The organism is Actinospineispora spinosispora DSM 44797 (assembly GCF_000429025.1).
GTDB classification, from domain to species: Bacteria; Actinomycetota; Actinomycetes; order Mycobacteriales; family Pseudonocardiaceae; genus Pseudonocardia; species Pseudonocardia spinosispora.
Map to the genome: position 1 here is coordinate 557,055 of NZ_KE386834.1, position 13,844 is coordinate 570,898.

General features: G+C 69.1%; 10 protein-coding genes. 5 read left to right on the forward strand and 5 right to left on the reverse strand.

All coding sequences use genetic code 11. From position 1 onward, the window contains the following. Window positions 1-160: 160 nt before the first annotated feature. Both G406_RS0132035 and G406_RS51220 read right to left on the reverse strand, forming a co-directional pair. Entirely contained in the window at window positions 161-3,547 is a 3,387-nt protein-coding gene (locus tag G406_RS0132035) for a DEAD/DEAH box helicase (protein WP_028936968.1), read from the reverse strand. Window positions 3,548-3,657: 110 nt separating this feature from the next. Next, window positions 3,658-4,746, reverse strand: coding sequence for a hypothetical protein (locus tag G406_RS51220; RefSeq protein WP_051342960.1), 1,089 nt, complete (start codon window positions 4,744-4,746; stop codon window positions 3,658-3,660). Window positions 4,747-4,921: 175 nt separating this feature from the next. Here G406_RS51220 and G406_RS51225 point away from each other — a divergent pair, with 175 nt between their 5' ends. After that, window positions 4,922-6,007 (forward strand): P-loop NTPase family protein, encoded by a 1,086-nt coding sequence (locus G406_RS51225; protein WP_156935258.1) that lies wholly within the window; start codon window positions 4,922-4,924, stop codon window positions 6,005-6,007. 77 nt (window positions 6,008-6,084) lie between these two features. Here the strand turns inward: G406_RS51225 and G406_RS51230 are convergent, their stop codons facing one another. Next, entirely contained in the window at window positions 6,085-7,602 is a 1,518-nt protein-coding gene (locus G406_RS51230; protein ID WP_169736825.1) for a DHA2 family efflux MFS transporter permease subunit, read from the reverse strand. Window positions 7,603-7,762: 160 nt separating this feature from the next. Between G406_RS51230 and G406_RS0132055 the strand changes: the two genes are divergently transcribed. From G406_RS0132055 to G406_RS0132065, 3 genes are all read left to right on the forward strand, one after another. Continuing rightward, the gene (locus G406_RS0132055; protein WP_028936969.1) at window positions 7,763-9,046 is read left to right on the forward strand and encodes an aromatic ring-hydroxylating oxygenase subunit alpha; all 1,284 of its coding nucleotides are present in this window, start codon (window positions 7,763-7,765) and stop codon (window positions 9,044-9,046) included. A gap of 61 nt (window positions 9,047-9,107) precedes the next feature. Next, on the forward strand, window positions 9,108-10,349 hold the full coding sequence (locus tag G406_RS0132060; RefSeq protein WP_028936970.1) for a helix-turn-helix domain-containing protein: 1,242 nt from the start codon (window positions 9,108-9,110) through the stop codon (window positions 10,347-10,349). Then, window positions 10,346-10,924: a flavoprotein gene (locus G406_RS0132065; protein ID WP_028936971.1), complete on the forward strand. Its 579-nt coding sequence runs from the start codon at window positions 10,346-10,348 to the stop codon at window positions 10,922-10,924. The genes G406_RS0132060 and G406_RS0132065 overlap by 4 nt, the downstream gene beginning before the upstream one ends. 297 nt (window positions 10,925-11,221) lie before the next feature. Here the strand turns inward: G406_RS0132065 and G406_RS0132070 are convergent, their stop codons facing one another. Further along, complete coding sequence (locus tag G406_RS0132070) at window positions 11,222-11,506, reverse strand: hypothetical protein (RefSeq protein ID WP_156935259.1); 285 nt, start codon at window positions 11,504-11,506, stop codon at window positions 11,222-11,224. A gap of 146 nt (window positions 11,507-11,652) precedes the next feature. On the opposite strand from G406_RS0132070, the gene G406_RS0132075 reads away from it, so the two are divergent. Next, window positions 11,653-12,819: a glycosyltransferase gene (locus G406_RS0132075; protein WP_156935260.1), complete on the forward strand. Its 1,167-nt coding sequence runs from the start codon at window positions 11,653-11,655 to the stop codon at window positions 12,817-12,819. Here G406_RS0132075 and G406_RS0132080 read toward each other — a convergent pair. Continuing rightward, the gene (locus tag G406_RS0132080; RefSeq protein WP_156935261.1) at window positions 12,794-13,753 is read right to left on the reverse strand and encodes an ABC transporter substrate-binding protein; all 960 of its coding nucleotides are present in this window, start codon (window positions 13,751-13,753) and stop codon (window positions 12,794-12,796) included. The genes G406_RS0132075 and G406_RS0132080 overlap by 26 nt on opposite strands. Window positions 13,754-13,844: the final 91 nt, after the last annotated feature.

A 13,844-nucleotide genomic window follows, 5' to 3' on the forward strand; every position in this document is an offset into this window, starting at 1 on the left:
CTCCCGCGAGTCGGTCACCCCACCAGCCTCATCGTGGGTGACTTTGCACGTGTTCGTGCTGCGTCGCACATGTCCGGAGGTGTGCGACGCAGCACGTAGGTGTGCACAGTCGCCGGAGATGCGCTCACGAGCCCGACTCGCGGGGAGGGGGCGGGTGGGGTCAGGTGAAGAGGCCTCGGATGTCGTCGGCGTCGAGCTTGGTGGCGAAGAAGTTGCCGTCGTCCATGACGCTGGAGAACAGGGCGGCCTTGCGGGCCTTCAGCGCCATGACCTTCTCCTCGATGGTGTCCTTGGCGATGAGCCGGTACACCATGACGTTGCGGGTCTGGCCGATGCGGTGCGTGCGGTCGACGGCCTGGGCCTCGGTGGCCGGGTTCCACCACGGGTCGAGCAGGAAGCAGTAGTCGGCCTCGGTCAGGTTCAGACCGAAGCCACCGGCCTTGAGGCTGATCAGGAAGACCGGCGCGGTGCCCTCCTTGAAGTCCCGCAGGACCGAGCCGCGGTCCTGGGTCGAGCCGTCGAGGTAGCAGTACTCCATGCCGGCTTCTTCGAGACGGGTGCGCACCAGGTCGAGGAAGCTGGTGAACTGGCTGAACACCAGCGCCCGGTGGCCGCCCTCGGCGACGTCGGTGAGCTGCTCCAACAACGCGTCGATCTTGGCGGACGGCACGTCGCGCTGGTCGTCGTCGACGAGACCGGCGTGCAGGCTCAGCTGGCGCAGCAGGGTGAGCGAACGCAGGATCGTGAACCGGTTGCGGTTCATGTCGTCGATCAGCCCGAGGATCTTCTGCCGCTCGCGCTGCAGGTGGGTCTGGTAGAGCTTGCGGTGCGCGGGATCGAGCACCACCTCGAGGATCTGTTCCTGCTTCGGCGGCAGGTCGGCGGCCACCTGTTCCTTGGTGCGGCGGGTGATGAGCGGACGGATCCGGCGCCGGAGCCGAGGCAGCAGCTCCTCGTCCAGCTGCTTCTCGATGGGCCGCGCGTAGCGGTCGCGGAAGCGGTTGGGGCTGGGGAACAGACCCGGCGCGGTGATCGACAGCAGCGACCACAGCTCCATCAGGTTGTTCTCCATCGGTGTGCCGGTGATCGCCAGCTTGAACGGGGCGGGCAGCCGCCGCGCGCACTGGTAGGCCTTCGACTGGTGGTTCTTGGCGAACTGGGCCTCGTCCAGGATGAGCCCGGACCAGGCGACGTCGGCGTAAGTCTCGAAATCCAGCCGGAACAGCGTGTAGGAGCTGATCACCACGTCGGCGCCCGCGACGACGCCGGCCAGGTGCTGGCCGCGCCTGGCGAGGGTGTCGGAGATCGTCACGACCTTCAGTCCCGGCGCGAAGCGGGCACATTCGGTCGCCCAGTTCGGCACGACGCTGGTCGGGGCGATGATCAGGAACGGCGCGATGTGCTCGTCGGCCTGCTTAGCGTGACAGATCATCGCCAGGGACTGCAGCGTCTTACCCAGGCCCATGTCGTCGGCGAGGATGCCGCCGAGCCGCGACTCCCACAGGAACGCCAGCCACTGGAAGCCCTCCAGCTGGTACGGGCGCAGCTGGGCGTGCAGGGTGGCGGGCGGCTCGAGCGGCTCGGCCGAGCCGAGGTCCAGCAGCCCCTGCACCTGGCGCTGCCAGGCGGCCGCCTGACGGTCCACGACCCCCAGCTCGGTCAGCTCCGCCCACAGACCGGCCTGGAACCGGCTGATCCGCAGGCGCTCGCCCGCGTAGTCCTGCAGGCCCCGCGCTTCCTCGATCAGCGCGCGCAGCGACTGCAGCTCCGGCTTGCGCAGCGAGAAGTAGGCGCCGTCGGCCAGCAGCATGTGCGACTGGTCGCGCCCGAGTGCCAGGAAGACGTCGGTGAACGGCACCTCGCGGCCCTCGACGGTGAGGGTGATCCCGAGGTCGAACCAGTCGGTCTGGCCGGGGGCGTCGCCCAGCGCCGAGGCGGTGAAGCCGTCGTCGTCCCAGTCCTCGTCCCACGCCTCGCCCGAGCCGCCCAGCGCCGCGCCGACGTCCGGGGGAGCTGCGTCGGTCGTGAGCCCGATCCGGAGCGAGTCGCTCGCCTCGCGGTAGTTGACCGGCTCACCGAGGATGTCGACCGCGACGCCCGGCTGGTCGCGCAGCAGCGGCAGCAGCTCGGTGCTGACCCGCATCGTCTCGATGCCGGTGAAGCTTGCGTGCGGGGTCAATGTGATGCCGAACCGGTCGAGTGGCCCCGCCAGGTTGTCCAGGATGGTCCGCTCGGCGTCCGCGTTCTGGAAGCCGGCCGGCTGCCCACCGGCGGTCAGCGGGGCACGCAGCTGTGCGTCGCCGACCTGGTAGGACCATTCCCAGTCCAGGTCGAGCTGGTGTTCGGCGCCGTAGGTGGCACGCAGTACCAGCGTCGGCGCGGACACGGTGGGCGCGGTGAACGCGCCGTCGGTCGAGATGACCTCGGCCATCTGCCGCAGCCGGGGGTAGAACTCACCCGCGAACCGGCCGCGCTCGCCGGCCGGGATGCGCAACCGGTCGTTCTGCAGCGCCATCCGCTGCAGCTGGGGCGGCACGGCCTTGGCCAGCCGCGCGAGCCGGGGACGCTGGCTCAGCAGCGGCCGGGACCGCTCGGAACGCTCGACGAAGACCACCCCGTGGCCCTCTTCGCCGATGAACTGGACCGGGACCGCGTCGATGTCCGCGCCCTCGACCCGCACCACCGGCGAGATCACCAGCGCGCCCGCCCGGTCGTCGGCGGTCACGTCCAGACACAGCCGGGCCGAGCCGAACCGCTCCACCGGCCCGTGCGGCTTCGCGCTGTGCACCATCTCGACACCGAGGGACTCGGCCTCGTCCAGCATCGGCCACAACTGACGGCTGCCGAACGTGGCCAGGTCGATCGTCTTGTCCTCGCCCGGCACGAAGAAGCCCGAGCGCCTGGTGCGTGACCGGTGCAGCGCGTAGATCTCCTGCAGCAGCCGGACGTGCGACTCCAGATAGTCGCTCTGGTGGTATAGCGAGTCGAGGTTCGCCCAGCTGAGGCCGCCGGCCGCCCACCCACCCCGCCCGGGGCGCACCAGCCTGGCGATCACCTTCGGGCCCGACGGCCCGGCGGGACGGCCGGGCACCGTCATCACGGGCTCGGACACGAGTGAGATGGCGATCGCCAGCGGCGTGCCCTGAGGACGGCTCACCGGCCCCGCCCGGTCGATGTCGAAGAGGGAGCCAAGTGATCGCTCCCACGTCGTCTCGGCCGGTTCACGGCCTCGGCCCTGGTCCGGGCCAACTGTTGATAACACAAGCGCTGCAACATGTTCGCAGTTCAGTCTACTAGCGCAGCCGCACTCGCCGTACTCCAACGTGACACCCGTCCCGTTGTGGGCGGTCAGACGGGCTGTGACCGGGTAAAGCCGGGACCGGTCGATCACCGAGCCGCGCACGACCTCGCCTGCCTGCTCGCCCAGCGGGAGCAGCACCTCGCCGCGCAGCGCGTGCTGAACGCCCCTGGCGAAGGCGGGCGCGCCGACGACCCGTTCGACCTGTGCCCGGTCGAGCGGCCTGCCGTGGCGGGAGCTGGGTGGCATGGCGGCGACGGTAGCGCCGGGCACCGACAGAACCGTCCCGGCGCGCGGTCAGACGCGCCTCAGCGGCACGACCGGGATGATCCGGCTCATCCGGTTCTCTGGTTCGTCGATCAACAGACCTGCAGGTGGCGGGGATCGGCACCTTCGTCGGCGATCACCCTGCCGGCGAGGCGGCGGAACTCGCCGTACCGTGCCGCGACCGTCGCGGAGTCGGTGCTGCCCAGCAGCGTGTGTGTGAAGGTGTCGATCGGCCAGGTGAGCAGCTTCCCGTGCCGGGCGAGGTACAGCCCGACGCGGCGGATCCGGTACCGGTCCTGCACGTCCAGCCAGGTGTAGGCGAGCAGCTGCCGCAACCAGTCAGCGGTGCGTTCGTGGTTACGGGCGTGCATGACGGTCTTGACGTCGAGCAGGGTGTCGCCGATCAGCAGGTCGCCGTCCGCCCAGTGCGGCACGAACACCGGTCCGGCGATGCCGAGCGCCTCGCCGGGAGCGGGATTGCCGGCGAGGGACCGCAGGACGTCGAGCGCGCCGCTGGCGTGCGCGCGGGTGGTGAGCGCGAGCAGCTCGGTGAGTGCGTGGCCGGGCGCGAGGTTGAGCAGCGCGGACACGTCGGTGCTGGTGAAGTCGAGGTCGATCCGCCCGGAGCGGTAGGCGCCCTCCCAGCCGTTGAGCACCCAGCAGGCACGCGCCAGGGTCGTCTCCGCGCCGAGGCTGCCGGCGAACTGTCCCTGCGGTGTGCGGCGGCTCAGGTAGTCGCGCAGGCGGGTCATGAACTCGGTGACCAGCTGCGAGTCGATCACCGGCACGGCGGGCGGATTCAGCCCGAGGTCGAGCCAGCCGCCGGGGATCGGCCGCCAGTCGCACGCGCGGGACTGCTGCTCCTCGGTGAGTCCCCGGTGGGTCGGGAAGCAGGCGGCGCCCCGGTGCACGGCTCGCCAGTCGGCCAGCTCGGCGGACAGCGTGCCGTACAGCGCGTAGTACGGCGGGGCGTGCTGGGTGAGGAACGCGAGGCGTTGGCCGAAGGCTCCGCCGATGTCCGCCCAGTGTCGCGGAGCGAGGTCTCGACTGACCGGGCTCACCGGTCGACCCGCGGTGGCAAGAGTCTCGTCGATGTGACCAGCTAGGGTGCGTGCGCCGGTGAGAAAGGTGCGCATCCAGTCGCCGAGTTCACCGGAGCGCTGCTGCGAGGTCAGCGACATTCCTCAGCCGTACAACCACGGCGATGGAGTGCGTCTGGCCACACCGGCAGTGTCTCACAGGAATGTTCATGAACCGGTGAGCGTCTTGACCATGGTGAGTGCGTGTCGGGTGGCGTGACAACCTAGAGTAGGCACACTTGGTATCTAAGGTTGGTACGAGGCGTACTCTATTCGAGTGAGTGATCGACGGCGGACGAGGGAGGGCGCGGTGCGCGGGCTGTCAGAGGCCAAGTGGGGTTTTGTCACGCGTCGATTGAACGAGCACGTCGAGACGCGTGAAGGAGCGACGGCGGGCTCTTCGGCGAACGCGCCGAAGCTGGGAGAGTTCGTGGTCGCCACTGTGGCCGCGCTGGGTGAGCACGAGTACCTGGAGAACCCGAACGGGCGTCGGGAGCGGATGTACCCCGGCGACGTGATCGTGGGCGCCTGGGGCAACCGGTACGCGACCGACTTCTACGAGGGCTACCTGCCCGGGGCCGGCGACGAGGTGCACCTACTGACCTCCGGTGGGCTGATCGGCTCGGTCGCCTCGGCACACACGTCCAAGGGTGCTCCGACGGTGCTGGAGGTCATCGGCCCGCTGGTCGACGCCGACGGCCGCGCGCTGAGCGCCGACGACGTCGCGGTGAGCGTCTCCGAGTCCGCCCGTCCCGAGCTGGGCACCGTCGTGGTGCTCGGTTCGGCGATGAACGCGGGCAAGACGACGACCACGTCGGCGATCGTGCGCGGGCTGACGCGTGCCGGTCTGAAGGTCGGGGCCGGCAAGGTCACCGGGTCCGGCAGCGGCAACGACATGTGGTCCTACCTCGACGCGGGCGCCGCGGAGATCGCCGACTTCGTCGACTTCGGGATGGCGTCCACCTTCGGCTACCCGACCGACCGGCTGGTCTCGACCATGTACGGGATCCGCGACCACCTGGTGTCCAAGGGCGCCGAGGCGGTCGTGCTGGAGATCGCCGACGGCATCCTCATGGAGGAGACGCGCGTGCTGGCGGCTCAGCTGCCGGTGTTCGCCGACGCCGTGGTGCTCGCGGTCGGTGACGCACTGGGCGCGATGGCGGGCATCAAGGCGCTCGCCGCCCAGGAGGTGACGGTCCGCGCGGTCAGCGGTCTGGTCACCGCGAGCCCGCTGGCGACCAGGGAACTGGCCGCCGCGACCGGCCTGACCGTGCTCACCCCGTCCGACCTGGTGGGTGGCGCCGCGCTGGAGCTCCTCGCGGAGCGCGCGGCCGACCGGATCGCCAACCTCAGCCCGGCCTGATCCGGCACGAATGTGGCTTTGGGGACGTTCAACGTCCCCAAAGCCACATTCGTGTCCTCGGGGTGGGGTGCGGCTGTTCAGACCTCGACGTGTACCGGGCCGCCGGTGGTCTTCGCGGGGCCGGAGCGCATGGTCAGGGCCAGCGCGATTCCGGCCACGCACAGCAGCCCGACGATGTAGAAGCCGTTGTTGTAGGTCTCGGTCAGGACGTTGAGGTTCAGCGTCTGGTAGAGGCCCAGCAGGCCCGGCGCGCCCTGCTCGCGCGCGTCGGCGACGGCCGGCAGTGACTGGGCTCCGGAGGCGAACAGCGAGCCGCGGTCGTTCATCAGCTGCGCGGCGGCCGACGAGCTGAGGCTGCTGAACACCGCCACCGCGACACTCGAGGCGACGCGCTGCATGACGTTGTTCATGCCGCTGCCCGCCCCGGTCAGCGCCGCCGGCAGCGAGGACACCCCGGAGGCGAAGATCGGCATCATCGCCAGCCCGACGCCGACGTTGCGGATGAACGTCCAGATCTCCAGGTCGGCCCGGGGCGTGTCCGGCGTCATGCCGGCCATCAGGAACGAGCCGTACGCCATGATCGACAGGCCGATCACCACGGGCCAGCGTGGGCCGAACCGGTCGTAGATGCGGCCGGCGATCGGCATCAGCACCACCAGCACCGCGGCCGACGGGACCAGCACCAGCCCGGCGTCCAGCGCCTGCATGCCCTGGACCACCTGCAGGAACTGCGGCAGGAAGTACAGCACCGCGAACAGACCGGTCACCGCGATGCCGAGCAGCAGGATCGAGTTCGTGTACGCCCAGACCTTGAATATCCGCAGGTCGATGAGCGGGTTGTCGACCTCGAGCTCGATCACGACGTACAGCGCAAGGCTCAGGACACCGGACACGATCAGGCCGCGGATGCGGAAGCCGTCCCAGCCCCAGTCCTGCCCCTCGGACAGCGCCAGCAGCAGCGCGGCGAGGCCGTAGGCGATCGTGACGAAACCCCACAGGTCGAACCGGGGCCAGCTGGTCGGCCTGTCCCGGGGGAACACGGCGAGCGCGGCGAGGGTGCCGAGCAGGCCGATCGGCACGTTGATGAAGAAGATCAGCCGCCAGTCGACGTACTCCACCAGGTACCCGCCGAGCACCGGCCCGACGGCCGGGGCGACGACGACGCCGAGGCCGTAGATGCCCATCGCGGCGCCGATCTTCTCCAGCGGCACGACCTGGTACATCATCGTCATGCTCACGACCGGCAGGATGCCGCCGGGGATGGCCTGCAGCACCCGGAAGATGATCATGCTTTCGAGGTTCCACGCCATGCCGCACAGCGCCGAGGCGAGCGCGAAGCCGAGCATCGACAGGATGTAGAGCCTGCTCATGCCCAGCCGGGCGCCGAGCCAGCCGCTGACCGGCACGACGATGCCCAGCGCCAGGGTGAACCCGGTGACGATCCACTCGACGTCGTCCGGCGCGGCGCTCAGCTCGATCTGGATTTTCGGTACGGCGACGTTCACGATGCTCGTGTCCAGCACGGACATGAACGCGCCGACGATCAACACCGAGAGGGGGAGCAACCACCCCTGCTCGGCCTTACGTTCACTCATGGCGATCGACATCGGTTCTCACTTCAGCAACGGACGCGTGACACGCGATCTGAGAGAGGAACACCGAGGTCCCCGGGATAAGTCCCGAAACATGGCGCGAACTGGTTCCGGTGACAGAATTGTGGCTGGTGATACTGGCGGCGACCGTTCGGAGACGACGATGACTCTGATCGACAACACCCCGGCCCTGTCGACCGGCTTCCCGCTGGTGGACGACGACCCCTCGCGGCACCGGTTCCGGGTGCACCGCTCGACGATGACCTCGCCGGAGGTGCTGCGCGAGGAGCGGGAACGCATCTTCGCGCGCTGCTGGCTGTACGTGGGACACGAGTCGGAGGTCGCCAACCCCGGCGACTACGTGCGCCGCCCGCTCGCCGGTAGGCCCGTGTTCATGGTGCGCGGCGTGAAGTCCGGGAGGGTCCACGTCTTCCACAACACCTGCACGCACCGCGGCGCCGTGGTCTGCCGGCACAAGTCCGGCAACTCGAAGGTGTTCCAGTGCTTCTACCACGCCTGGACGTTCGACTCCGAGGGTGAGCTGAAGGGCGTGCCGGACCGGGAGGCCTACGGCGAACGCCTCGACTTCGACGCGCTCGCGCTACGGCCCGTCGCCCGTGTGGCGAGCTACCGGGGCTTCGTGTTCGCCAGCTTCGACGAGGACATCGTGGAGCTGGAGGAGTACCTGGCCGGTGCGCGCGAGTACCTGGACCTGATCGTCGACTCCGCCGGCGGCGAGATGGAGATCATCCGGGGCACCAACGAGTACTGCGTCGACGCGAACTGGAAACTGCTGTGCGAGAACAGCGTCGACGGCTATCACGCGCTGCCCACCCACGACACGTACTTCAAGTACCTGGTGGCACTGGGCACCGATCTCAAGCAGGGCGTCCAGGGTGTGGTGAGGGATCTCGGCAACGGGCACGCGGTCGTCGAGTACTCGGCGCCGTGGGGCCGTCCGATCGCGAAGTGGGAGCCGCTGTTCGGCGAGCATTCCCGCGAGGAGATCACGAACCTGCGGGCCGACCTGGTGGCGAAGTTCGGTGAGCAGCGCGCCGGTCGAATGGCCGACACCAACCGCAACATGCTGATCTACCCGAACCTGGTGGTCAACGACATCATGGCCGTCACGGTCCGGACGTTCACGCCGACCGCGCCGGACCGCATGGACGTCACCGCCTGGGAGATGGCGCCGCGCGACGAGCTGCCCGCGCTGCGGCAGCGCCGGCTGGACAGCTTCCTGACGTTCCTCGGTCCCGCCGGGTTCGCCACTCCCGACGACGCCGAAGCCCTGGAGTCCTGCCAGCAGGGCTTCAGCTCCGGTGGTGTCGAGTGGAACGACATCTCCCGGGGCATGGCCCGCGAACCGCACGCCGACGACGAGGCCCAGATGCGCACCTTCTGGCGCCGCTGGCAGTCCCAGATGGGGCCGTCGGCCTACCGATAGCCTGGGAAGGTCAGCGCTCCACCGAATACGGTCGGGCTTGGCGGGGAGGAGCCGAACGACGATGCGTGGAGCGGGCGACGAACTGACGGTGGGCGAGCGCATCGCCTTCTACCGGGCGCGGAGGGGCTACACCCAGGTCCAGCTGGCGAATCTGGTGGGGCGCGGAGCCGACTGGCTGAGCAAGATCGAGCGCGGCGAGCGTCAGATTCGAAACGTCGAGACCCTCACTGAGCTGGCGAAAGTGCTTCGGGTGACGTTGGCGGAGCTGTTGGGCCAACCTGTGCTCTTGGAAGACGAGGACCAGCAAGACGACATACCCGCCGTCCGGGATGCGCTGATGGCGCCGCGCCGCCTGTCGCGAATGCTCTACCCGACAGCTCCCTCCGGCGGAGCGATCGACCCGTCGCGCGCTGCTCGGCTGGTCGAGTACCTCTGGGCGGACTATCAGCGGGGCAAGTTGGGCAGGGTTGTCGCCTCACTACCGTCGTTGATCACAACGGCGCAGCGCCTCGAAGACCTCGCTGCTGACCGGTCCGATGGTGAACGGCGGCTCTGTTGGGCGACGTCCGCCCGAACCCATCATCTCGCCGCAACGACCTTGAGCAAGGTGGGTGAGGCAGACCTCGCCTGGATCGCCGCCGAACGGGCAATGCGCGCGGCGGACGAATCCGATGACCCGCTGGTGCTCGCTTCGGCGGCACGCGCGGCCACACACGCGTTGCTCGCCGTGGGCAGGTTCGAAGATGCGATGAACCTGGGAGAGACGGCCGCGAGCTGGTTGGCGCCGAGTGTGAAGGCTGGTGAGCCGCAAGCACTGAGTCTGTACGGCATGTTTCACCTCCGTACCGCTGTCGCGGCGGCCCGCCACCAGGATCGGTCGGCCACCGTCGAGCTGCTGGATCGCGCTGCGAACGCAGCCTCTTTGCTGGGCATGGATGCCAACTACTGGCAGACAGGATTCGGGCCGACCAAGGTTGAGCTGCACCGGCTCTCGGCCAGTCTTGACCTCGGTGACATCGCCCACGTTGCCGAGCATGGTCGAAACGTTGAGACCGAGAATCTGCCGGCTGAGCGCCGGGTCACGCACCTGATCGATGTGGCCCGTGCACTGGGCCATCTCGCCAAGGACTCCGAAGCGTTCGACCTGTTGCTCACCGCGGAGCGGACGGCACCCCAGTTGGTCAGGCACAATCCCGCTGTCCGAGAGACCGTCAAGACGATGTACCGACGAGCGCCGGTCACCGGGGGCGGTCGGTCGTCCGAGCTGCGCGCATTCGCCCTTCGTTGTTCCGCGATCCGGTGACTCGAGCGCGCGGAGTTCTAGGACTGGTCAGTTGCGGCGCGGGTGGTGTCGAGCACATCCGTACCGAGTTCGTGGAGCCGGCGATGAGCCGTAGCTGGCAGGTGGCTGTCACACTCACTCCCTGCGCCGCGAGTTGGCTGGAGCGCAGTGGGGAACGAGCCAAGCTCGAACAGACAACTGGGCTACCCGTCCGTGACCAGCCCCGGATGCCTGGCGAGCAGAGTCCGCATCCTCGAATCAGTTGCTACATCGTTGCGCCTGCCACCGCGAACACGGTCGCCAAGCTGGCCTTGGGGATCGCCGACAACCAAGCATTGACGACGGTGTGCGAAGTGATCGGCGACGGTACGACGCCGGTGATCGTGTTCCCCCGGATCAATGCGGCGCATGCCCGTCACCCCGCCTGGGACGGGCATCTGGCTGCTCTGCGGTCGGCCGGGGTCCACTTGGTTTACGGCGAGGACGTCTGGCCCTTGTACGAGCCGAGAAAAGCCGCGCCCAGCCGGAAGTTGCCGTGGGCCGCCATCCTCGAACTGGTGGACGAGGTCGGAGCGCCCGAGGGCGACGATCACTGACCCGGACAGTTTGTCCGGGAGGTCAGGGAAACCTGGCGCTTGGTTTGCCGGATGGATTTCTTCGGCAGCGCACGAGCCCGAGATCGGCGACGGATACGGCGACTCGGGCGCCGATGTGAGCGGATAACCACCCGCGAGTGGCTTGAGTACCTGTCGCTCCACAGCTGCCTCGGTCGCGGCTGTCGCCGGTTAACCGACCGGCTTCGGACACGGTCTCGCAGAGCTTCACGTCGCGTCGCAGAGACTGCGGCGTCTGCGACACAACACGACGCTCTGCGAGGTGAACGCCTGTCCGGGTCAGCCTCGCCATTCCGACGAGGCCAGGAGGCGGCGGAGGGCCTCCTCGGAGCCGGGGACCGGCTCGCCGCGCCAGGTTCGGCTGATCTCGACGTAGACCCACTCGTGTTCGTCGTCGGGGCGGTGTTCGCGCTGGTACTGGCATTGCATACCGCGCTTGGTGCCTTCTGGACCGGCGATCTCGACCATCTCCGGGGGCCTGCCCTCGTCGTCGACCTCCATGGCCAGCGTGATCCAGTGTTCGCCGTCACGGTCGTAGAAAGGCACCTCGCGGGTATCGGCCAAGGGGGTCTCCTGGAGTCGGTCGGCCCCACCACCGTGGCATTCGAAGGCCATCACCGCGAGTGCTGGCTCCACTCCTCAGGCGTATCACCCGCTTAAGTTAGGTAAAGCTAAGGTAAGTACTAGACGTGGCGAGAGGGGACAGAGAAGTGCGAGTGCTGTGCACGGTGTGGACCGTCCCGTCGCACCTTCGGCCGCTGTTGCCGGTGGTCCGCGCGCTGCTGGACGCGGGCGACGAGGTGCTGGTCGTCACGACGGAAGCCCTGGCCGATGCGGTCGGAGCGACCGGCGCACAGGTCGCGGCTGTGCTTCGGGACCCCGATCGGAGGACGCCGGGAGTCGAGCCGCCGGATCTCGGCGATCCGATGGCGAACGCGCTGGCGCAGGTGATGGCCTCGGCCAGGCTCGACGAGCAGGCGCGGGCCGTGATCGAGCTGGCCCGTGGCTTCGGCGCCGAGCTGGTGATCCGGGACGACTCCGAGTTCAGCGGCTACCTGGCCGCCGAGATGCTCGGTCTCCCGGTGGTGTGCCTGGCCGGCGCGATGACGAACGACCTGGATGCGCGGCCGCTGGCGGCGGCGGTGAACCTGCACCGCTCCGCGCTCGGGCTCGACCCGTTGACCGACCCGGGCCTGCTGTATCCGGGGCCGGTGCTCGACTACCTGCCGGAGTCGCTCTCGCCGGCCAGAACTGCGCCCTCGGAGTCGCTGCGGTTCCGGCAACCGCTCGAGGACGAACCGGGCGCGGCGCTGCCGGGCGAGCTGACCTCGATCGACAGCGACCTCCCGGTGGTGTTCGCGGCCATCGGCACCGGGTGGCGCACCTGGGAGGCGCACGGTACCGCCGACGACCCGTACGAGGCGATGCGCACACTCCTCGGCGCCCTGTCGGACGTGAAGTGCGCGGCGCTCGTGTCCTCTGGCGGCATGGACTGCGACGACATGCCCCGCGCCGACCACGTCCTGGTCAGTGACTTCGTCCCGCAGGGCCTCGTCCTGCAGGCAGCGCGGCTGTTCTGCACGCACGGCGGTTACAACAGCATCCGGGAGGCGATCCGGGCGGGCGTCCCGATGCTGGTCCGGCCGTCCACGCTGGACCAGCCGACCAACGCGGCCGCCGTGGCCAGGCTCGGCCTCGGGTCGGTGACGACCGGGCTGGACCGCGCGCGGCTCGCCGAGCGGATCACCCGGTCGCTGGCCGACCGTGCGCTCGAGGGTCGGGTCAAAGCCGCGCAGCGTGCCGTGTTGGCGCTGCCCGGCGTCGAGACCGCGCCGGAAGCGCTGCGGGCCGTCAGCCGGCGGCGGCGGCGCGGGTGAGCGTCGGCGTGATCTGGTCGATCACCCAGGTCACGTTGAGTGCCGACGGCACACGCAGCGCGGACACCACGTTCAGGTCGATGTCCTGGTAGGTGCCCCGCTTGACCGCGGGAAGCTTGCTGATCAGCGGGCTCGTCCGCACGGACTCGGCGAGGCCGGGGTTGTTGGCCGCCACCAGGGCGATGTCGGCGTCCAACCGCGACCACTGCTCGGGGGACAGCGAGTTCGCCGCGTTCGGCAGCGTCGTCGACTGGATGTCGCGCAGGCCCGGCGCCACCTTGAGGTCCAGGGCGCGCAGTAGATTCGTGGTGTTGTTGTCGCCGCCGACCACGGCGAGCGAACCGGGCTGGTTCGCCCAGGCGATGCTGATCGACCTGCCGCGCAGTCCGGGGATTCGGTCGGGCACGCCGGCGATGCGCCGCTCGGTGTCGGTGATGATCTGCTCGGCCCTCGGGAGCGCTCCGACGGCGTGCGCGGTGAGCCGCAGCCGCTCCTGCCAGGTGTCGGACAGCACGCCGTGCACGTAGCTGACGGTGGGCGCGATCCTGCTGAGCTTGTCGTAGTCGGCGGCGATACTCGGCACCGATCCGGCCAGGATGAGGTCCGGCTGGAACGCGGCGATGCGTTCGAGGTCGATGCCGGCTCCCGGACGCATCACCGTGGTCTTCGCCGGGTCGATGCGGCCCGCGAGCCACGGGGTGATCCCGCTGGGGGACTGGTTGCCGAGAACGGCAACCGGCGTGAGGCCCAGTGCGAACAGCGCATCGCCGTCGTTGCCTCCGATGGCCACGATGCGTCGCGGTGGAGAGGGCACGACCGTGGTTCCCAGACCGTGCTCGACGGTCACCGGGAACCCTGCCTCGGCGGGGTCCGGGGGCTGTGGCGCGGGTTCGGAGGAGCCGGCACATCCGCTGGTCAGAAGTGCTATCAGCACGATCGAGGAACCCAGTCGGATGCGTCTTGTCAAGCGTTCCCGACCGGGAGTGGCCGCGCTCACTGAGTGCAACAAAAGATCCTCCACGGGT